This window comes from Microcoleus sp. D3_18_C4 (genome assembly GCF_036702355.1).
In the GTDB taxonomy this organism is placed as follows: Bacteria; Cyanobacteriota; Cyanobacteriia; order Cyanobacteriales; family Microcoleaceae; genus Microcoleus.
Map to the genome: position 1 here is coordinate 40,180 of NZ_JAUBTF010000031.1, position 21,665 is coordinate 61,844.

Below are 21,665 nucleotides of genomic sequence, written 5' to 3' on the forward strand. Positions count from 1 at the left end.
TTGTGCCAAGATGGAGCGATCGAGCTGTCTAGTAGGGTGTGGCCGCGATTTCTCGATCGCGAGTCAGGAAGTAACTGTGTTCTGGCGCACCCTAATAAGCTGTAGAATATTGCACAATATCCATGCTCACATCGCACAAAGTTTACAATTATGGTACTCACCCCAGATAATTCAGACATCCCTCGTTTGGTAGGAGACAATTCTCCTGAAAATATTACACTTGCACCAGGACAACTTGCTAGTTTTCCTGGGGGACTTTGGATGGTGGGCGGCAATGATACTGTCAGGGGCTCGTCAGATGCAGAGCGGATTTTCGGTAACGATGGTAAAGACAGTCTGTTAGGTGGTGTCGGCAGTGATTCTATTTACGGTGGCAAAGATGATGACGATGTTTTGGGAGAATTTGGCGAGGATTTCTTGACAGGAGATAGAAATAGCGATTTCCTTGATGGGGGTGCGGGAAATGATTTGCTGCGCGGAGGACAAGGTGTTGATTTGTTAGTGGGCGGTGACGGTAATGATACTTTAATTGGCGACAGAGATGTCGATATTTACCAAGGTGGTGCAGGTAGCGATGTATTTGTTTTGCGAGTCGATCAAGCGGGAATTAGAGTAGTTGGTATTGAAGTTCCTGACGCGGTAATTGTGGATTTTGATAAGTCTAACGATTCGATTGGAATTAGTGTGCCATTTACCAGTAGCAATATCTCCTTGGAAGAGGTAAGTTATAGCTTGAACGATCCGAGACTGCTGCTGATCGATCCTGCAAGTATAGCCGGTGGAACGAGTTTGTTAGCCAAGGGTGGCATCTCCCAGCGAAGTCTCGATCCCGATGGCAACGGCCGTGTAGAAGCTACTAATATTAGATTTGGTTTTACTAATGCTTTGTTGGGTACTGTTTTGAATGTGACCCCAGCCGATTTAAACGGTCGTTTTATTAATGCTAATTCTTTGCTTTAAGTCGTTGCTTATATATCTCTAGTAGGGTGCGCTAGGCGCACCTTACCGATTACGCATTATCTAACTCACCGTCAAAACTGCGCGATAGCGCACTTGATTGTCGCGGACTTTCTGCATTGCTTCATTCGCTTGTGCGATCGCAAAAACTTCGATAATCGGCTCAATCCCAAACTTCTCTGCAATTGACAGCATTTCATTAATCATAGCGCGACCGCCGATCGGCGAAGCCATAATTCGGCGCCGCTTTGTCAGCAACGGAAACAAGGGAATGCTCAAAGGTGCGTCGGGAACTCCCACAAAAGCAAGCGCCCCGTCAGAATCGAGAAAATCAATGTACGGAACCCAATCTAAAGCAGCAGGAACAGTGCTCAACAAAATATCTAATTTGCTGCTAGGCGCTTGAGGAATTTCGCCTTTTCCTACTACAATAGCTTCGTCCGCCCCCATTTTTTCTGCAAATTCTGCCTTATCTTGGGAAGTAGTAAAAACTGTAACGCGGTTGCCTAATTTTTTCGCAAATTGCACCGCCATGTGTCCCAAACCGCCGATGCCGAGAATGCCAATTTCTTGCCCTGAACTCATCCCCGCATTCCGCAAACCGGCGTAAACCGTAATTCCGCCGCACAACAGCGGCCCCGCTATTTTGGAATCGATGCCTTTGGGAATAGGAAAAGCAAAGCGGGAATCTACCATCAAATAATCGGCAAAACCGCCCGGGCCTGTAACAATTAATCCCTGGTTTTCATCGCAGAGATTTTCGTTACCGCGCAAACAGTCTCGGCACTGCAAACAAGACGACCTTTGCCAACCGACACCAACGCGATCGCCCACTTTTAAGTGAGTCACTTGCGGCCCTATTTCTGCCACTTCTCCGATAACTTCGTGGCCCGGAACGAGGGGATATTTTGATTGACCCCAGTCGTTGTCAATCATGTGCAAGTCAGAGTGACAAATGCCGCAAGTTAAGACTTTTATCAGACATTCATGTACTTTTGGAGATTCGACATCGAATTTGTATTCTTCAAGCAATCCCCCTGTTTTTTTAGCTGCTAGTGCTTTGATTTGCATGGTGGTGTTTCCTGGTTTGTTTGCCATTATAGTGTTCGGGCCGGGTTTAACACTCTCTTTCTTGAGTTGTATATATTCAAGTGGAGGGACCCCTAGGACTCAGGCGCGTTACTAATAATTTTTCCGGTGCGCCCTGGGTACTTTACTAATTACCAATTATCCATTACCACTTAGGATTATAACTTGCCCTTTTCCATTGCCCACTGCATCAAACCGGGGAACAACCGATAAGCTTCCGATGCCAAAAAAGCAGGGCCGACGGTAACTTCTGCACGCTGATTTTTCACAGCATCCCAGATAGCTTTAGCAATATCTTCTGGCTGAGTTGCCCACTCAGATTTCAGCATTTTGCTCATTTGCTGGCGGCGCAATTCGACTGCGGGTTCGTCTCGATCGCGAAATTGAGCTCTTTCTAAAAAATCGCTATTAATCAAGCCCGGATGCACGGCGCAAACGTGAATACCTTGAGGCGCTAATTCCAATCGCAAAGTTTCTGTTAAACCGGTGACTGCATATTTGCTCGCACAATAAGCAGTCATTTGAGGCAAAGGCATTTTGCCGCCAATGGAACCAACATTGACTATTGTCCCTGTTTTTCGTTGCAAAAAATGTGGCAAAATTTCTTGAATTGTGTTAACGCATCCCCAAAAATTGGTATTCATTAATTGCTGCCAGTCTTCGGAGGTAGTTTGCTCGATCGCCCCCGTGAGACAAATGCCAGCATTGTTAACTAAAACATCGATGTTGCCGCAGGTATCTAGGGCTTTTTGGACGATCGCGCGCACTTGATGAATGTCGCCGACATCGCCCGGAATAGCTACAGCGGAAGTGCCTTCTCGCTGCACTTGAGCCACTGCTGCTGCCAATCTCTCTGGCTGGCGAGCTACCATCACTACATCGTAGCCTTTACTTGCAAATAAAATTGCTGTTGCTTTCCCACTTCCTTGAGAAGCGCCTGTAATCAAAACTGTAGGAGCCATAGATAGTTATAAATTGTAATATCAATTCCGGCTGAACCGGAATGAGTGTTGACTGTTGACTGTTGACTGTTAACTGTTGGAATAATACCGATGCAACCGGAAACGAGATGATTCGGACTTGTTTGATGTTGAATTTTGTAGGGCGGGTTCGCAAACAATAATTGCCCGTAATATACAATTTCATAAACCCGCCCTGCCCCTACTATACATTAATATTTCTTGGATATGGGAATTTTTTAAGAATGGCGATCGGTTTTTTTTAAACGAACCACGAAGACGCGAAGGACACGAAGGAAGAGAGGAGAAGAGAAGGGAAGAGAAAGTCTTCAGAAAGTGTTCAGCATTATGTGAAAATTGCTATATAAATTTTCTCAATGCCCGATGCCCGATGCCCGATGCCCAATGCCCAATGACCAATGCCCAATGCCCAATGCCCAATGCCCAATGCCTAAAAAATGAATCTTCCGAAACAACTGCCTAATTGGTCGATCGCCCTAGTGTTAATTATTGGGGTTTTAGCCGTCTCAACTTCCTCAATCTTAATTCGGCTGGCTAACTTTTCCGCAGGGGCGGGCGGTTTGGGTTTCAGTCTGGTGCTCGCGGCCTCTCGTCTGACTTTATCTGCTTTAATTCTGCTTCCGGCTTGGCGGAAAATTCAGTGGAACGCCCTGCAACCGGGAGCTCGGCGCTATGCGGCTGCTGCGGGTTTGTGTCTCGCGCTGCATTTTGCTCTCTGGATTACCTCACTTTCTTATACTTCGATCGCCGCCTCGACGGCCCTTGTCACCACTAATCCTGTCTGGGTAGCGCTGTTGTCGCGCTTCTGGTTCGGGGAAAAACTCAGCAAAATGTCGATCGCTGGCATTACTATAGCCCTGACTGGGGGAATGGCGATCGCTGTGGGAAGTGCGGGCGCAGCGGATGCTGGCAGCAGCCAACTGCTGGGCGATTTCCTGGCTTTGGCTGGTTCCTGGGCTGTCAGCTTGTATTTGCTGCTAGGGCGGGAAGCTCAGCGCCGGGGACTGGGAATTGGTGGCTATATCGCGATCGCCTATACTGTTGCTGCGATCGTACTGCTGCCTCTCCCCTTCGCCTTCGGCACTACTTATACTAATTACCCCGACATTGTATATTTTTATATTTTGTTAACGGCCGCTTTGCCTCAGTTAGTCGGCCACACCATTTTGAACTGGGCCGTAATGCAGATTTCCCCAACTCTGGTAACTCTTGCCATCTTGTTTGAACCGGTTGGGGCGAGTTGGTTGGGTTATTTGCTGTTTGGGGAAGTGCCTGCGCCGGCGGTACTCGCAGGTGCTGGGGTGCTGCTGTTGGGGGTAGCAACCGCTACCGTCGGAGCAAAAAAAATTACTGTCAACAGTTAAGAGTTAACAGTTTTCGACATTGCCACTACAGTTGCCGTGAGTCAGAATAAAACAAATTAGGGCTTAAAAACCCCAATAACTGATCGGTGAAATATCGATTCAGGACTATCAAAGGTTTGAGTAATGACTAATAATACTCGGTTGCCTTTAGGAGAATAAAATTATGCTGCCAGAACAACTACAGCGGATCATCGGCTACTTTATCGAAGAAGCCACAGAACAGATCCAAATTATCGAACCAGGCTTGCAAGATCTGCAAAATACCGTGCCAGATCCCCAAAGAATACACCAGCTCATCCGAGCCTCGCACTCGATTAAAGGGGGAGCAGCTATGCTCGGATTTAGCAGCATTCAGCGCATTGCTCATCGTTTGGAGGATTATTTAAAGCTGCTGAGAGAATGTCCGATCGCCATTGATAGCAGGCTACAATCCCTCTTAAGCGAAGTTTTTGATATTTTAGTAGCCCTTGTGTCAAAGGTTTCTAAGGGTTTTGGGCTCAAGCACGAAGACGCAAACCAAATGCTATCAATCGCCGAACCAGTTTTTGACGAACTCGACGCTTACCTGAGATTGCGAATTCCCACTCGCCTGACGGTGAGAGCTACTACGGACGAACATATTCACGTTTTCTCCGGTTACTGCACCTCCCTGAGCGAATTTTCCTCGACTATCGCTTCGCGCGTCGGTTTGCTCGGAGGCACTATTACCCGCCACGATCAGGATAGCCAGGGTCTACGCCTTTGTATTGACATTTACCTGCCGCCTTACACCCGGATCGAAAACATCCGCCAAGCTGTCGAACTCTCCGGCGCTATTATCGGGAATGTTCAGACGCAGCGGGACTTTTCGCTGCTGGCGAATGCGGATTATCCGGTTTACCAAAGTGCGATCGAACCTCCCGCAATTTGCATCGGATGCCGCTACTATTACGGCAGAAGCGATGGCGGCTACCTGCTCAACTGCACGATCCATCCCCGTGGCCCGGAAACAGAAGATTGTCGGGATCGCGAACCGGAATAAGCGCTAAAAACTCAGCCCTCAGAAGCACGATTTGTCTCCCGAAAAACTCTTCTGAAACCCATATTTTCCCTGATTTTTTTCACATTACCCCCTGCCATTTTTTTTTGAGTGGCTAGATAACTAGATCTGTCTCTCTTAGACAACTACATCCTTCTTCCTTCTGAAATATCCCCTAACAACTGATACCGCAACTCGAATTAATTGCATCATGCTTGCAGGATGAGCGATCGCCCAGACATTGATTGTCAGACAAGTAATTGCCATAACTAGCAAGATGTATGTCGGAGGCATTACTACCCCGATCGCGAACCAGGTAAAAACGTGAAATATCATTGCTGTAGCCCAAAGGCTGGCCACAGCGACAGACGCCCAAATTTGCATTCGAGGTCGGTTTAGTCCTATCAAAATCGCTGTATGCAAAGTAGTCAGCAAGTTTGCCGGAACTAAAAAGGCACAGATAGCTATGCAGTAGGTATGAGAAAATTCAGTAACTGTATTGAAGTCGATCATCAGTCTAATTGTCGGGCCTGTTGGGTATACTTCAAGAGCTTAGCGTGACTTGACTTTCAGATCTTGTCACCCTTACCTTAACTTAATATTTCAGTAAGTAGGCCGCTCTGGAGACGCATTTCTCTCCCCCTTTTCCAGCAGGCAAAATTTTACCACAAATATTAAAGTTTTGGGAAATTATTAAACATACTTGAAGAATGGCAACAATTGCTATGATAATTAACATCGGGAAGGGATAGTATAGAAGAGCCAAGTCGGTAAAAATTCTAGAACGCTGAGGCGGCTTAAACAGCAACACATACTGCAGGCTGGTTTTCGACTAAATCATTTTTGATTCGCTGAGTATCGGGTGATTGATTCTCCGTGTCCGTCAAGGGATCGAGCCATTATGCGATCGAACAATATGAGATTATTATGGAAAAGCCAATTTGCTCTCAAATCTCAAATCAATAGAACCCTCTCCAAATTTCACAGCGGAAGACAAAGCAAATGGATCAACAAATCACAATTCCCGCACTCGAAGAAGTTGACTTGACAAACTGCGACAGAGAACCAATTCACCTATCGGGGCACATTCAGCCACACGGGGTGCTACTTGTTGTACGAGAACCTGAACTAGAAATAGTCCAAGTCAGCGAAAATACGCAAGATTTGTTAGGAATTGATGCAGCAAGTGCGATCGGTAAAAATTTGAGCTTATTATTCAATCGAGTTCAATTAAAAAAACTCAAGCTTTGTTTGCTTAATGAAAACTTAAAAACCGTTAATCCCATTAAACTCACTGTTGTCAAGAACCCAGGTAAATATTTAGAATTTGACTGCATACTTCACCGAGTAGAAAAAGTATTGATGGTCGAATTAGAATTAGCCACCAACCCAGAAAATCTTTCTGTTTTTAGCTTTTATCATTCAGTGAGAGCCACCGTCAGCAAAATTCAAAGCGCCCAAACTCTCAAAGAATTATCTCAAATAACTGTAGAAGAAGTCAGAAAAATATCTGGTTTTGATCGAGTTATGCTCTATCAATTTGACCACGAAGGCAACGGCGCTGTGATCGCTGAAGACAAAGCAGAAAATCTAAGTCCTTTCTTGGGATTAAACTACCCTAGTTCAGATATTCCCAAACAAGCCAGACAACTGTATGCGTTAAATTGGCTGAGGTTAATCCCAGATATTAATTATCAACCCGTCCCCGTTGTTTCAGGAAACAATGCTGTTACCCCCCAGCCCCTAGACCTGAGTTTCAGCGTGTTGAGAAGCGTTTCTCCCATTCACATAGAATACCTCCAAAATATGGGCGTTGCAGCTTCGATGTCAATCTCGTTAATCAAAGACAAAAAACTGTGGGGATTGATTGCTTGCCACAACTATACACCAAAACACCTTAACTATGAATTGCGCGCCGCCTGCGAATTTATCGGGCAAGTAATGTCCTTAGAACTGCAATCAAAAGAAGGCAACGAAGACTACGACTACAAACTACACTTAAAATCGATTCAAACCAAGATTTTTGAAGACATATCCACGTCCGACAACTTGTCACAAGTGTTAGTTAAATGTCAGCATAATTTGCTAGAAGCAGTCAACGCCCAGGGAGCCGCAATAGTATTTGGAGACAATTGCTATCAAGTAGGGCACACACCTCAAGGAGAATCCCTCAAATACTTAACTCAGTGGGTGCAAAAGCATTTAAATAAAGAAATTTTTTATACAGACTCGCTCACCCAATGCTATCCAGAAGCTGAGGAATTGAAAGACACAGCCAGCGGGTGTTTGGCTATAGCAATATCGCCGACTCAGAAAATATACGTTTTGTGGTTTCGCCCGGAAGTAATTAAGACGGTGAATTGGGCGGGCAACCCCAACAAACCAGTTGAAACCGATGAAGATGGCAACCCTCGACTGTCTCCTCGGAAATCCTTCGAGCTGTGGAAAGAAAATGTCAGGTACAAATCGTTGCCTTGGAAACAATGCGAAATAGACGCTGCATTGGAACTGAGAAAAGCAATGATTAATATAGTGCTGTGCCAAGTCGATAAACTCGAAAAATTAAATACAGCACTAGAAGCATCAGTCGCCAGAGAACGGGAAAAAACTGCTAATTTAAAAACAGCGATGTCCGAGCTGAAGCGGGCGCAAACTCAATTGGTGCAAAGCGAAAGAATGTCAAGTTTGGGACAGTTGGTGGCGGCGGTTGCTTATGAAGTCACTAACCCGATTAACTTCATCTACGGCAATCTTAGCTATGCTAATGAATACAGTCAAAAAATGATCAATTTATTGCAGCTTTACGAGCAGCACTATCCGTCGCCTTCGCCAGAAATTCAAGCACAAATAGAAGCAGTTGAATTAGAGTTTATAGTTGAAGACTTACCGAAGTTGCTGGGTTCAATGAAAGTAGGAGCTAACCGTATCCGCGAGATAGTTCAGTCGCTGCGAAACTTCTCTAGAATTGACGAAGCAGAGATTAAACCAGTTGACATTCACGACGGATTGGACAGCGCTTTATTGATTTTGAGCAACCGACTCAAACCGAAGCCCGATCGCCCCGCAATTCATCTCATCAAAGAATATGGTTCTCTGCCTTTGGTTGAGTGTTACGCAGTTCAAATCAACCAAGTATTTATGAATGTACTGACAAATGCAGTTGATGCTCTCGAAGAGGCCTTTATCAACAAGAATTTATCGTCCCACGGCGGGGACAAAGAAGAGCCAGTTAAGTACGGACAAATTCGGATCATGACTGAACTTTGTCCCGGAGAAAAAGCCGTAGCAGTTCGGATCAAGGACAACGGTTGGGGCATGGAAGAAGAAGTTCGCCAGAAAATTTTTGAGCCTTTTTTTACCACAAAACAGGTGGGCAAAGGTGCAGGGATAGGTTTGGCGATTAGCCACGAAATTGCGGTAGAACAACACGGTGGCAAATTGACTTGCATTTCTGCCCCCGGAGAGGGAACCGAGTTGATTATTGAGATTCCCTTGAGCCAAACTCATCCCACACCCATTGTCAAGTAAACAAAGTCCGCGCTAGCGAAGCTATCCCGAATGGTAGGGAATCGCCCAAATTCAAAAATCGAAAATTCGATTAAAATACAAAAGCAGCTAAGTAGATTTGAGCCAATTCAGAGGAAGCTAGTATGACTGAAAAAAAGACCGCCCAATGGGATGCCGGCCGGTTTCTCAAAACCTTGGCTTATTTCGGCGTCATTCCCTTCATTGGCAGCATTAGCTGGCTGCAACAACTCTTTGGAAGCAGCAGCAAAACTCAAAAAGACCAACCCAAACTGATACTGGTAGCCGGTGCCACCGGCGGCGTCGGGAAGCGAGTTGTCAAGCGGCTGCAACAGCGGGGATATAAAGTACGCTGCCTCGTCAGAGATGCTAAAAGAGCAACAGAAATTCTCGGCAATAATGTCGAATTAGTCGAAGGAGATATCACTCTCCCAGAGACGCTAACACCGTTAGTAACCGAGGGCGTGGAAGCAGTTATCTGCTGTACCGGCACTAAAGTTCAACCGATAGAAGGAGACACCCCAACGCGGGAAAAATACTATCAAGGCATCAAATTTTATATGCCGGAAGTTGTGGATGTTCCCGAAATAGTCGAATACAAAGGCCTTAATAATTTAGTCCAAGCTGTTCGCCGCCAGCTAATTCAACCAGGCGACAAAACAATTTTTGACTTCACAAAACCCAGCCAAGATTTAAAAGAAACTTGGGGGGCCCTGGACGACATCGTGATGGGCGGCACTAGCGAAAGTTCGATCCGGCTGACAGACAATACAGCTATATTCACAGGCAATGTTTCTACTGCCAACTCGGGCGGCTTTGCTTCGGTGCGTACCCGCAACTTTGATCCTCCGCTTAATCTCACAGGATTTAGCGGCCTCCACCTGCGCGTCAAAGGAGACGGCAAGCGCTACAAATTGATTGTTCGCAACGAAGCTAAATGGGATGGAATTGGCTATTGCTATTCGTTTGATACTGTTTACAATACCTGGATTACTATCACCGTTCCTTTTGATGAGTTAATTCCAGTATTCCGCGCGAAAACTGTTAAGGATGGCTCTAAATTTGATGGCAGCAGTATTTTTTCTTTTCAGTTAATGTTGAGCAAGTTTGAATATGACGGCGCGCTCAACCCGAAATTTACACCGGGTATTTTTCAACTGGAGTTAGAATCTATTAAAGCTTATGGGGGACAGACTTTGCCGCGATTTGTGATGGTGAGTTCGGCAGGAGTTACCCGCCCTGGCCGCCCGGGAATTAACTTGGAAGAAGAACCGCCGGCAGTCAGGATGAATGATATGTTGGGGGGGATTTTGACTTGGAAGTTGAAAGGGGAAGATTGTGTGCGATCGAGCGGCATACCTTATACTATTGTCAGACCTTGCGCTTTAACTGAAGAACCGGGAGGCAAAGCTTTAATATTTGAGCAAGGAGACAATATTAGGGGCAAAGTCAGTCGGGAAGATATTGCAGAATTGTGCGTGGAGGCTTTGGAACAACCGCAAGCTTGCAAGGTTACTTTTGAGGTGAAAGAGGGGGAAAATGCCAGTTCTCCCGGAGACTGGCAGGGTTTGTTTGCGGGAGTTAAATAATTATTATTTGTAGGGTCAAAGTCTAGATCCCCCCTAACCCCCCTTAATAAGGGGGGGACAAGAAATATTTTCAAGGACTCAGCGTAGGTGCGCCGAATAGCACCCTACAAATGCGAGTTTTATAACTGGTTCCCAGGCGTAGCCTGTTAACGAGTAAAGTTACCAATTACTAATTACTATGTCTGTGACTTTTTCCCGACGCTCCTTGACGCCTTATTTGTTTTTGCTACCTGCGTTATTTATTTTGAGTTTGACTGTTTTGTGGCCTGCGGTGCAAGCTTTTTATTTGAGTTTTACTAATTACGAATATGATTTAACTCAAATGCCGCAGTGGGTGGGTTTGAAGAATTTTAACAGGTTGTGGGGCGATCGCACATTCTGGCAAACTTTGACGAATACGCTGCTGTATCTCACCTGCGTTGTGCCTGTATTGGTTGTTCTACCGTTGGGAATGGCGATTTTGTGCAACCAAAAACTTAAGGGGATGAACTGGTTTCGAGCAGCATACTACACGCCGGCGGTGATTTCAATGGTTGTCGCCGGGATTGCTTGGAAGTGGCTGTTTGCTGAGACTGGACTGCTGAATCAGTTGGGGGAATTGTTGGGTTTGCCTCCTGTTTCTTGGCTGGCTAATCCGAAGTTAGCAATCTTTAGCGTCATGGCGGTTACTATCTGGAAAGGATTGGGTTATTACATGGTGATTTATTTGGCAGGGCTGCAAGCTATTCCTGCAGAACTTTATGAGGCGGCTGCTATTGACGGTTCTGATGGTTTGGGAAAGCACTGGGATATTACTGTGCCGCTGATGAAGCCTTATTTAGTTTTGGTAGCCGTGATTTCGGCGATTTCTGCTACTAAGGTTTTTGAAGAAGTTTATATTATGACTCAGGGCGGGCCGCGAAATAGTTCTAAGACTGTTGTTTATTATCTTTACGAACGGGCTTTTAAGGATTTGGAAATTGGCTATGCTTGTACGATCGGGCTGGTTTTGTTTTTGCTGATTTTGGGTTTGTCGATTTTGCAAGTTAGCCTTCAGGGTTTGACTCGCAATGATTAAGATTGGTGACTGATTGGTAGTGACCCAGATATTGCAACATTCTCGTCTCAAGAACAGGCAAGATGCCTGCTCCACAATACATAAAATCTCAAAAACAGGCAAGATGCCTGTTCCACAATACATGAAATTCCTTGTGGGGTGTCCCGCCCTCTCTAATTTCTACTAATTTTAGACTTGAATATCGATAAGGCCATCGCTCACGACTTTGGGCAGGTCTTATTGGCGAAATCACAGGTATAAATATAGGGTTTCTGCCAGTTCAAAGGAATTTCTAATAAATCCCTGGTTCCGGTCATTCCCTGTCCCAGAAAGAGCAGCACAGCGATCGAGTTCAATATCACATGGATAGTGCGCCAGCGATTTGAGCGGTCTTTGTAAATGTCTTGAATGATGGCAAGGGAGAAAACCATAATTAGCGCAGCGGCGATCCCAATGTAGTAGTGAGACCAATACCATTCATTGGTTCGCCGATAAACGCCATCTTGAGTGCCAAGAATCACCAAACCAGTACCTGTTAGCGTTGCAAATATGCCGCGCCATAAAGCGGGTGTCGCTCGATATAGCATGACCAAAGAGGCGATCGTTGCAACAAACATCAGCACAATGAAAATGACCTGAAACGAGTTTTTGCTCCAAACATCCTTGCTCAAAATATGCTCAAAAATCGGGTAGGCTAGACCCACCAACGTCACTCCTACCACAGAACCTGACAGAATTCGACCTGCTTTGACGTGTTCTGGACCGACTACAGGTGGAATTTTGCTCTTGGTGTCGATCGCAATTTGCTTGCGACGCTGCATGGTTTGCCACGCCATATTGAGAACAATACCAAGCATAGGAAAAACAATCGCTACAGCTAAAATAGGATGCAGCAAAGCCAGAAAATCTTTAAATTCCATACAGCACCTTTTTGTTAAGGAGGGTTGGCTTCATCAACCCGGTTTTTGCGATACATAATATCATACCCGGTGATCTAAGCACAGTAAGTTTGTAGTCAGGACTAATAGTGATTATTCACCCGCATATAGAGGGCTAAAGTCCTGACTACAAACACACTTTATGAGGGGTAATTCACCGGAGATGTTGAGCAATAAGAAGATATAGCAGTTGTCAGTTGGGTGAGGTACAGCTTTCTCAATTACGCAAGGGAGGAATTACAATTACCTTGTTCTCAGGGAAATGAAAACTGCTGGCGGTAATGTCAGTGCCGGTTAGCCACTAATTCCCTGCATCACTTTGAGCCTATATTTTACTAGCCTTTCAGTATTGAAGAACTCCTAGCGAGAGTCAAAGCCCCTCGGCGCCAAACTCAAGCAAATGACCCGGGTAATTTACAATTTGAAGACCTAATATTGAACGATTTAACCCGTGAAGTTTATCGAGGCAGTCAACTAATTGAACTCACTGCCAAAGAGTTTGATTTGTTAGAATTTATGCTACAAAATTCCCGTCAAGTCGTTACCCGTGACCGAATTTTAGAAAAATTTTGGGGTTACGATTTTATGGGAGAGTCAAACATTATTGAAGTGTATATTCGTGCGTTACGGATTAAGTTAGAAGCAAGTAACTCAAAACGCCTACTGCATACTTTTCGGGGAGTTGGATATGTGTTGCAAAAGCAAAAGTGAGGAGGCGCGGATTTACAAATACTTCGGATATGAAGTATGGATACTGGTGAACCCGCTCCTATTATACTACCTATTTTTTTTGTACCACATAGACCTAAAAATCCGGTCGTTCCTGATAATCTTCCGCAGAACTCGGGTCTAATTCCCACCGATTTTCATCTCGATGTTCAAGCATATCTGTTGTGTGCAAAATAGCGCCATCTGGCATTTCTATGCCCGCCGCGGCTCCGAGCTCGTCAACAATATCCAGGTCGGGAGTAGGCGCGGTTCCGCCCACCGATTGTTCGCCAGTGGCACTTTCTTGTTCCGCAGCAGGATCGCCATCCTCGCTGCCGATTTGGGAACTGGTGGAAGAGTATTCCGAACTGATGTCCTGCAGGGTTGTTATGTCGTCTTGGCTCAATCCCGGTTGATCGATGACGCCGGTACCGTAAGATTCGGTAATTTCTTGAGGCAATTCGCCCAAATTATCACCATCTATTGTTGTTTTTGCCTTGCGTTCCTTTTGCTGTGCCACGAGACTTGCTCCTGTTTGTTTTTGAACTCAATTAAATTAAAAATGTCCGAATTTCACTTGAGCTGAATTATTTTTAGTTATTGCCAATGGGTGTCATTAAGTGGCATCATAATTGCTATTTAAGCTCAAAGCTTCTATCCCAGGAAATATATGGATTACGATCGGCTATTTCATTGGGAATACAAAAAGCGATCGCCATTTTGCAACGGGCGATCGCTTTTTAATGTGGATGTTAATTCTATTCGGGAAAATCAGGAATTATCCATTTGGGGGGTTCCGTCCGTTTCCTTCTCACCGCTTCCTCTGCTATTTCTAGCATTTTATCCAGAGAAGTATTTTCAATAAAGTTGGACGTTGCTTCTGCGTATTCCCGCTTCGGGCACTTGTCGCCCAGAACGCAGCCATTGACGCAAGCTACAGCACAATCGACAGTGTTTTCCACCATAACTTTTTTCCTTTCACGGTTCCAACAACTAATAGGCAGGTACTCTGGGTGAATTTGTCAAGAGACTGCTCTATATCTTTATTTTACTTCACAAATTGTCATCAAAGGTCGATCGCCAGGGCAAAACTGTTATAAAATCAAAGCAACCTACCTAATCTGCCGATCGTGAGTAATTTTCTGCGGCGCTTAAAACTTTTACCTTGGCGAGAAATGCTGCAAATTGCCGCCCTCGTCAACTGCATCGTGGTTGGATTGGAGTTATTTTTAGCCTGGGGTTTCACGCAATCGCGGCCAATCCGCAACGTCGTGACGCTTCTTTACGGCCCATCCCTCGGGACATTGATACCTTTCGTTGGTGCACTGGGAATGGGAGCTTTAGCAGTGTACTTTTTAGAGTATTGGCAACAACAATTTTTGCTCAACCGAATTAGTTTGTGGGTTTTAGTTTTCTGCGTGCTCTTGGGTTTGGTGTTAAAGTCATTCCTACCCATCCCTCCTTTATTAGCAAGTTTATCGGAAGCTGCACTAATCGGAGTTACTGTGGGAGTTTTTTGGAAGGGCCGGCCTTATTGGGGATAGTCATGCCATTTGAGATTTGAGATTTGAGATTTGAGATTTGAGATTGGCTATGACTGATAAAGATTCGGGTTTGGTGCTTGTCTATAGTTACATTTTTTTTGATGAGAGTATCATTAGACCTCTTGCGAAAGTCTCAGGCGATATCTAATTTAGTCTTTAAAGAAAGTTCATAATTATAAATACCAGCGATTAAATTAAATCTTAATTTGAAGGATATGTATTTTTAGACCGGATGAGCTGGGATAATTTTAAGGAATCAGGAGACTTGAAAGCATCAGTACAAGCTTATTATAGCTTCACAGGATATTATCGGTAAGTCCGTTCATGCAGAGCGGATTTATCGTAAAGCGAGAAAACCGAGCTTGGTGTAAAGAAAAAGGAATTAGAATCAGTGAACCACCTCTAGAAATATCTCCAGCCAATGTGAGTAAAGAAAAAAAGAAGCAAGCAAAGGAAGAGGAGAGGATTCGTCCGGCAATTGAAGGAAAATTTGGGGCTTGCGTAAACGAAGATTTAGCCTGACTCTGGTAATGAAAAAACTTGAGAATACCTCTAGTACAGCTATTGCTATCATTTTTTTAGTAATGAACCTTTCTACCTGGTGGCGCCCGGTTTTTTGTAGATTTTTATGCGGTTCGGGGAAAACAATGCCTGTTTTTGGGTTTAACATAATTTGCGCTTATATTTTACTCAAAATGAGGCAGGAAAAACTCATCTTTAACTCTGGTTGAATAATCAATCACTCCCCATCGCCAAAAAGCGATCAATTATTCAGCAAGTCCTATTTAGTTATGCACAAATTCACCTTGTTATCAAATTAATTTAGATGCGTTTACCCTGGTTATTCGTAAGGTGCCAATAGCGGACACTAGCCAGAGAAATCGTGCGCTATTGGCACCTTACAAAATATAAATTGTGCAGAATTACCGATCGACTAAAAACACAATTCTCAATTCCTCAATTTCATCGCATTTCAGGAACTCTCACAGTCTCTGTAGGAGGCATAATTGCCTCTTTAGCATTCAACTTTTGATTCAACTCCCGAATCCGGCGCGACAGCAAGCGAATAATATTCACCGCAATTCCCGGCGTTTCATCAATCGCATCGTATAGCTGCATTTGAGTCAGCATCAAACACTCGGATTGTTCGAGAGTAGAAATAGAAGCCGATCGAGGTTCTGCATCAAACAGCGACATTTCCCCGAAACAAGCCCCTGCTTTCAACTGTGCCAAATCCCGATCGCCTATATGCACCCGCACCGTTCCAGATACCAAAATATAGAGAGACCGACCTTCTTGTCCTTCCGTAAAAATCCTGTGCTTGGAAGGAAACGAAAGTTCATCCATTACCGATGCTAGACGCACGAGAAAATCATCCCGCAGTTCCTTAAAAATCGGAACCTCCCTCACAAACAATAGGCGTTCGACGCTTGTTAACATAATGAGATGCAGTGATTAATTTAAACTTAAAAAGGGGAAGGAGAAGGGGAATAAAAACGGTTGACGGTTAACGGTTAACGGTTGACTGACAATAACAACTGCCAACTGACAACTGACTAATGTTACCTTTTTCCCCCAGCACCCAACTCTGCCATCATCTCTTCAACTTGAGCGGATACCAAATTATCGGGGTCATTTTGCAGCCTGGGCAACAATTCGACCAAAGCCCGGGGCGAGGCTATTTTCAAATAGGCTAACACTGCTTCGCGGACAAAACCCGTCGGGTGTTGCAGACAGACGAGAGTTTGTTGAGCCGTAAGACTCCAGCGCGCTTCCCTCGCCAAGTGAAAGCAGCAGGCCAAAGCCCAATCCGAAAGGAAGTGGCGCAATTCTAGCAAGCGGCGCAAACGATCGCTAGGGGCTAGAGGTTTGTAAACCATCAATTCCGAGAGGTTGCTCAATTTTTCTCTTTCCGAGTGTTGATCTAACAAATTGATGAGCGATCGCTTCCTAGCTATATCCACAGTATTATCGAGAATTTCCAATCCCCTAGCAACCAAAGAAGGTTGGCCAGAAGCGATGTTGAAAGCAGCGGCTTGTACCGTGTCCAGCGGATAAAGAAACTTCATCAGCAAAAAACACCGCTCCCTAGCATCAGCTTCCAACCCCGCCAGAGCCCGCTGCAACAATTGAGCCGTATCGTTCCCAGGTTTCCGAGCGCTGTTAGCCTCTCGCTCTGAGAAATTGCCGTAGCTTGTTACCCCAGACAAATCTACCAGACCTGCATAAATTTGACCGATAAACATTAACTCCTGTTCGATAAGAGTTTCCAAGCCGCTACGGCCGATGCGGTCTAGAACCCCTTCTATCCCAGCTTCCGAAGGCATTTTCAACAGGATGCGGAGGATATTGCGCCTCGTCGTTCCCCAAGCCGTCATCAAATTGCTGACCAAAATGTCGATCGCCTCCGCAGTCCCAATTTGACCCAGAGCTGTCCAAGCTTGCAACCTGACCAAATCCGACTTGTGGATATCCTCAGCCAAATACACGAGCAAAGGAATGGCGTCGTTGTGAAGTTTGACTATAGCTTGCAAAGCCGCTTCCCTAGTCGATTTGTAACCAAGTCCGCGCAGCAGCGAAGGATAATATTCTTCCGAATGAGTAGACGAAATCACGTCTAACAGAGCGCAGCGCACTCGCAGAGATTCATCTTGCAACAGATTGGGGATATGCAGCCGCAGTCCTTGCAAATAATCAGCTTCTCCCAGAGCCCGCGTCCCCATAACACGTTCCCGCTCTTGCTTGTGTGTCAGCATTTGCCGCAGCGTATTAGTAGCCTCTGCCTTTTGCTGGCGATCGCCCCTTCTCATAATTAAAGCAGCCGCCGTCCCCCGCACCACCGGATCAACCGTCGGCTGCAAGTAAGGCCTCAAGCTCTCAATATTCGGTTCAGCTTCCGTCAGCCAGATGTAGCGCAAAGCCAAGGCCAGCACCTCCGGCGGCAAGGATTGCTGCGAGAGTGCGCGGACTGATTCTAAATATGCGGGGTTCGGGTGTTGCAGCATCGTTTCCAAGCTCTGGCGCTGCAAACCTGGGGACAGCGAATCGAGGAGGGGAGCCAGAACTTCTCCGACATTTTTGGGGTCAATTTGCGTCAGGAGTTCTATGCAAGAGCGCTTTTCATCTTCGCCCCCCGGCTTTTGTAGAGTTTCCACCACTGCGCGCTTGAGAGCTTTGAGGTCAACGTCTGTAACGCCCAAGCGCCCCCGCTCCGCACTTTTGACCAACAAACCCACGTATTGAGAGCGGATCAACCATACGACAAACACCCACAACAGTGCCAATATGACGATCACGCCAATAAATATCAAGCTTTGCTGGTCGTGAAATACATTTTCGTCTTGCTGGGGGAGTATCTTGCCTGTCACCCACAGCATAATCAGGATGCCTACTCCTGTAGCCCCGCAGGACAAAGGTTCGCCCACACCGTTGACCAGAGTTTGAATGCCCGATCGAATATTGTCGGGAATCGGTTGAAATAAAACCGGGCTAACGGTTTCCAAAAGCGTGTAGTGCAGCAGTTCGTCTAAAAATCTCAGCAATATTAGCCCGATAAACACAGATACTAGCTGGCCCAGAGATGCTCCTATGGTCAGCACCCCTAGTATAGCGATGCCCGCCGGCAAAATCATCGCCGTCACGAATACACCGATTCTTTCCACCAACCGGCTCGAAGCGAACCACTGAGTCGCCACTTGAAACAGGCCTTGTATGCCTTCATAAATGCCCAGGAAGCTAGCGATCCAGCTAGCTCCGTCCCCCGGGTTTTGGTATTCTAGCTGGCTGTAGAATTGGAAATCTACCAGCACGTAGACGACTTCTGCGAGGATGAAGAAACTGACTAGAGGTACGGCGTATTTTTGAAGTGGGCCTGTAACTTTGCGGGCGGTAAATTCTTCTTGGTCGTCGTCTTCGTCGTCATCCGTCCAGTGAGCAGTTTCCGGGAATGCTTGGCTGTATTTTTCCGTGAGGTAGTAGAGCAACACCGAGCCTGTCGCCACCATCAGCCCCGATATGAGGGTAACGTTTTTGAGTCCGACTACGTACAGCAAAACAGGCAGAGAAAATCCGCTGACTACTCCAGCTACTAGATAGCCGCTACTGACTAGCGGATAGGTGCGCTTGATTTCTCTAATATTAAACAGTTGGTTGGAAGTGATAGAAGTATTAAGGTCATTGAGGACATAGCAAGCTTCCACCCACAGCCACATCAAAAAAATAGTAATAAAAGCGATGCTGATGCCAGCTATCTTAGTATTTTCGTAGCCTATTCCGAATCGAAACAAAAATAGCGGTACCGACATCATGCCCAGAACCACTACGACGGTGCGCCTCAGCGGCAGGATTTTTTGCAGCCACGAGTAGACAAATCCCAAGCCAGAACCGATAAAGGCGCTGGCTATGTAGATAAAAGGCATTTTGTCGGCACCGTACTCGTCTAAAAACAGACCTACTGTGCTGAGTTCCAGCCAGATCAGCCCGACGGAGGTTAGAGTGTAGACGAGGAACATCAGTACGGTTCGCTCTACTTCTTCCGATCGCAGGTTGAGCGATCGTAGCACTCCTTGTCTTACTCCCGCCGAACCGCTGATTTGAAAATTTTCCATGCAGCGTTGATTTCCCTGTGTGGTAGCTTATTCCTGACTAACTTCAGAAGTCATCAGCTATCAGTCACCAGTTTATGACTGATGACTGCTCACTAATGACTATCTATTTATACTTTTTTCGGCGACAGCAGCATCATCATACTGCGTCCTTCTTTTTTCGGCGCTTGCTGCACTTCTGCGATTTCCTGCAAATCTGTGGCCATGCGCTTAAGCAAGTCCTCTGCTAGGTTGCTGTGTTGGATTTCCCGACCTCTGAACATGATCGTGGCTTTTACTTTGTCCCCAGATTTGATAAAGCGGTCTGCTAGTTTGAGGCGCACTTGGTAGTCGTGTTCTTCAATTTTGTAGCGCATCTTCACTTCTTTAACATCGGCAGTGTGCTGCTTCCGCTTTGCTTCTCGCGCTTTCTTTTCCTGCTCGAATTTGTACTTCCCATAGTCCATTACCCGGCATACGGGCGGGTCAGCTTTGTCGCTGACAAGTACGAGATCGAGTTCTTTTTCTTCTGCCAGGCGCAGCGCTTCTGCAGGCGTCAATATCCCTAGTTGCGCGCCGTCGGTATCGATTACCCGGATTTTGGGGTATCGAATATTTTCGTTGATCTGGGGTAGGTTGCGATTTTGTCTTCTTTCAATCACAGGCATGAATGGTTTTACAAGCAGTAGTTTAATAGCGAAGCTTTTTGATAGTTACAGGTTTCATCGGTCAATTTTTCACGATTGACGATCGAACTGTTTTATAAGGTGTTACCCTTACCGGACGTACTACCGCGCCCTGTGTCCCCTGCGCTAAAGCCTTGGGGAATATTTGGACGATCGTAAATGAATTCTTACAATACTTGCTATTCTACTCAGTCTGGCTGAGTTTCTGCCTAGTTTTATTTTAACTTCACACACGATCGCCCCCTCCCTTGCCCGATTGATGACAAAACCGTCAAAAATTCCGGCTAAAAGCTTAAGGATGAGGTAAAGTCGCTTTTCCTAGCCCATCTCGCCCGGTCTGGCAAGTCCCCCAAGTCGCCTGATTTGCCTTGTAGAATAGGTATAAGCAAGTGTAAATTTATGTTGCGAGTTGAGGCAAAATTGACAAATTCTCTGCTGTGGCACCAACGGGTGGGAACTCAACGAGACTGGATGTGGCGGGGTTGGCAAACTCGCTACACTTATTTGCGGCCTGATGGGGTACGAAATCAAGGCGCGCCGGAATTTCAAGATTCTGTGGCCAAACCAATAGCCCCGCGCGCATCGGGAACGCCGATTATTTTACTGCACGGGTTTGGAGCTTCGATCGGTCACTGGCGACAAAATCTCGCCCAACTCGCCGAAAACCAAACGGTTTACGCCTTGGATTTGTTAGGATTTGGCGCTTCCCAAAAAGCTCCGGTCAACTACTCTGTGTCTCTGTGGGTCGATCAAGTTTATGATTTTTGGCTAACTTTTATCAGAGAGCCAGTAATATTGGCAGGAAACTCGATCGGCTCACTAATTTGTCTGGCCGTAGCCGCGGCTCACCCGGACATGGTGGCCGGCACGGTGATGATTAGCCTCCCAGACCCCTCTGTGCGAGCCGAGGCGGTGCCCGGATGGCTGCTTCCGGCGATCGAAACGGTTGAAAGTTTGTTTGTTTCTCCGATCGTACTCAGGCCTCTGTTTTATTTGGCCCGCAAGCCTTCCTTTGTCCGTCGCTGGGTTGGCTTTGCCTACTCCAACCCCGAAGCTGTTACCGACGAATTAGTGGAAATTCTAGCAGGGCCAGCGGGCGATCGGGGAGCCGCCCGCGCCTTCTGCGCCTTATTTAAAGCTGTAGGCAGTTCACAGTTTTGCCCCAGTGTCAAAATTGTGATGCGAAATTTAACAATCCCGATGCTGTTAATTTGGGGCAAACAAGACCGGATGATTCCCCCTCGGTTCGCCAGACCCCACCAATTTGTCGAATGCAACCCCAATTATGTAGAGCTAGTTGAATTAGACAATGCGGGCCACTGTCCCCAGGATGAATGCCCGGAACAAGTAAATCAAGCAATTTTGAACTGGATGAGCCGGAATTTTGCACCTAGGGGCGAGAGCGAATTTCAGCACTGTTGAGTAGACATGGGGCCGTGGATTACTAGGGAAAAAAATAACTTGCAGGTGTCGATCCCGATTAAAAATAAATTTGCTATAACTCGATCGCATCGGTGGTATTGTATAGCAGATGTTGAAAGCTCTAGGGGCGAAGCAAAGCGGGTAAAAAGAAGTCCTGCAAGAAGGCGCAATCGACCGCTTAGGTTTCAAAAATTAAGAACGTCCTCACCGTCAGGGCAGTTGCTAT

General features: G+C 46.0%; 18 protein-coding genes and 1 pseudogene. 10 read left to right on the forward strand and 9 right to left on the reverse strand.

The features are described from left to right. The first annotated feature begins 150 nt into the window (after positions 1–150). Entirely contained in the window at positions 151–960 is an 810-nt protein-coding gene (locus QUA90_RS16540) for a calcium-binding protein (RefSeq protein WP_333446578.1), read from the forward strand. A gap of 60 nt (positions 961–1,020) precedes the next feature. Here QUA90_RS16540 and QUA90_RS16545 read toward each other — a convergent pair whose 3' ends face one another. Both QUA90_RS16545 and QUA90_RS16550 read right to left on the reverse strand, forming a co-directional pair. Beyond that, a complete protein-coding gene (locus QUA90_RS16545) occupies positions 1,021–2,055 on the reverse strand; it encodes an NAD(P)-dependent alcohol dehydrogenase (protein WP_333389023.1) in 1,035 nt (344 codons plus the stop codon). 149 nt (positions 2,056–2,204) lie between these two features. After that, on the reverse strand, positions 2,205–3,008 hold the full coding sequence (locus tag QUA90_RS16550; RefSeq protein ID WP_333326162.1) for an SDR family oxidoreductase: 804 nt from the start codon (positions 3,006–3,008) through the stop codon (positions 2,205–2,207). 455 nt (positions 3,009–3,463) lie between these two features. Here QUA90_RS16550 and QUA90_RS16555 point away from each other — a divergent pair, with 455 nt between their 5' ends. Further along, positions 3,464–4,390 carry a DMT family transporter gene (locus QUA90_RS16555; protein WP_333446580.1) on the forward strand — a complete coding sequence of 309 codons (927 nt, stop codon included), beginning with the start codon at positions 3,464–3,466 and terminating at the stop codon, positions 4,388–4,390. A 163-nt stretch (positions 4,391–4,553) separates the two neighbouring features. Further along, on the forward strand, positions 4,554–5,411 hold the full coding sequence (locus QUA90_RS16560) for an Hpt domain-containing protein (RefSeq protein WP_333446581.1): 858 nt from the start codon (positions 4,554–4,556) through the stop codon (positions 5,409–5,411). 135 nt (positions 5,412–5,546) lie between these two features. Here the strand turns inward: QUA90_RS16560 and QUA90_RS16565 are convergent, their stop codons facing one another. Beyond that, positions 5,547–5,921 carry a hypothetical protein gene (locus QUA90_RS16565; protein WP_333083474.1) on the reverse strand — a complete coding sequence of 125 codons (375 nt, stop codon included), beginning with the start codon at positions 5,919–5,921 and terminating at the stop codon, positions 5,547–5,549. Between the two features lie 489 nt (positions 5,922–6,410). On the opposite strand from QUA90_RS16565, the gene QUA90_RS16570 reads away from it, so the two are divergent. The 3 genes from QUA90_RS16570 (at position 6,411) to QUA90_RS16580 (ending at position 11,579) form a co-directional block, all read left to right on the forward strand. Further along, a complete protein-coding gene (locus QUA90_RS16570) occupies positions 6,411–8,936 on the forward strand; it encodes an ATP-binding protein (RefSeq protein WP_333446583.1) in 2,526 nt (841 codons plus the stop codon). A gap of 122 nt (positions 8,937–9,058) precedes the next feature. Next, positions 9,059–10,522, forward strand: coding sequence for a CIA30 family protein (locus tag QUA90_RS16575; protein WP_333446585.1), 1,464 nt, complete (start codon positions 9,059–9,061; stop codon positions 10,520–10,522). A gap of 178 nt (positions 10,523–10,700) precedes the next feature. Then, positions 10,701–11,579 (forward strand): sugar ABC transporter permease, encoded by an 879-nt coding sequence (locus QUA90_RS16580; RefSeq protein ID WP_333068427.1) that lies wholly within the window; start codon positions 10,701–10,703, stop codon positions 11,577–11,579. 197 nt (positions 11,580–11,776) lie between these two features. Here the strand turns inward: QUA90_RS16580 and QUA90_RS16585 are convergent, their stop codons facing one another. Further along, positions 11,777–12,478 carry a DUF4079 domain-containing protein gene (locus tag QUA90_RS16585; RefSeq protein WP_333326153.1) on the reverse strand — a complete coding sequence of 234 codons (702 nt, stop codon included), beginning with the start codon at positions 12,476–12,478 and terminating at the stop codon, positions 11,777–11,779. Between the two features lie 453 nt (positions 12,479–12,931). Between QUA90_RS16585 and QUA90_RS16590 the strand changes: the two genes are divergently transcribed. Next, the gene (locus QUA90_RS16590; protein WP_333446587.1) at positions 12,932–13,207 is read left to right on the forward strand and encodes a winged helix-turn-helix domain-containing protein; all 276 of its coding nucleotides are present in this window, start codon (positions 12,932–12,934) and stop codon (positions 13,205–13,207) included. A 94-nt stretch (positions 13,208–13,301) separates the two neighbouring features. On the opposite strand, the gene QUA90_RS16595 is transcribed toward QUA90_RS16590, so the two are convergent. Together QUA90_RS16595 and QUA90_RS16600 are read right to left on the reverse strand one after the other, a co-directional pair. Further along, positions 13,302–13,724: a DUF6335 family protein gene (locus QUA90_RS16595; protein WP_333326149.1), complete on the reverse strand. Its 423-nt coding sequence runs from the start codon at positions 13,722–13,724 to the stop codon at positions 13,302–13,304. Positions 13,725–13,962: 238 nt separating this feature from the next. Next, a complete protein-coding gene (locus QUA90_RS16600; protein WP_190740439.1) occupies positions 13,963–14,169 on the reverse strand; it encodes a hypothetical protein in 207 nt (68 codons plus the stop codon). A 165-nt stretch (positions 14,170–14,334) separates the two neighbouring features. On the opposite strand from QUA90_RS16600, the gene QUA90_RS16605 reads away from it, so the two are divergent. Both QUA90_RS16605 and QUA90_RS16610 read left to right on the forward strand, forming a co-directional pair. Next, positions 14,335–14,748: a peptide chain release factor 1 gene (locus tag QUA90_RS16605; protein WP_333446589.1), complete on the forward strand. Its 414-nt coding sequence runs from the start codon at positions 14,335–14,337 to the stop codon at positions 14,746–14,748. 208 nt (positions 14,749–14,956) lie between these two features. After that, positions 14,957–15,479 (forward strand): annotated as a pseudogene (locus QUA90_RS16610) (transposase); the annotation flags it as partial. A 232-nt stretch (positions 15,480–15,711) separates the two neighbouring features. Here QUA90_RS16610 and QUA90_RS16615 read toward each other — a convergent pair. The 3 genes from QUA90_RS16615 to infC form a co-directional block, all read right to left on the reverse strand. Continuing rightward, positions 15,712–16,188: a Crp/Fnr family transcriptional regulator gene (locus QUA90_RS16615; RefSeq protein WP_015176146.1), complete on the reverse strand. Its 477-nt coding sequence runs from the start codon at positions 16,186–16,188 to the stop codon at positions 15,712–15,714. Positions 16,189–16,310: 122 nt separating this feature from the next. After that, positions 16,311–19,355, reverse strand: a complete 3,045-nt coding sequence (locus QUA90_RS16620) for a HEAT repeat domain-containing protein (RefSeq protein ID WP_333446590.1) — start codon at positions 19,353–19,355, stop codon at positions 16,311–16,313. Between the two features lie 107 nt (positions 19,356–19,462). Further along, complete coding sequence (infC, locus tag QUA90_RS16625; protein WP_006635262.1) at positions 19,463–19,999, reverse strand: translation initiation factor IF-3; 537 nt, start codon at positions 19,997–19,999, stop codon at positions 19,463–19,465. 417 nt (positions 20,000–20,416) lie between these two features. Here infC and QUA90_RS16630 point away from each other — a divergent pair, with 417 nt between their 5' ends. Then, positions 20,417–21,439, forward strand: coding sequence for an alpha/beta fold hydrolase (locus tag QUA90_RS16630; protein WP_333389016.1), 1,023 nt, complete (start codon positions 20,417–20,419; stop codon positions 21,437–21,439). Positions 21,440–21,665: the final 226 nt, after the last annotated feature.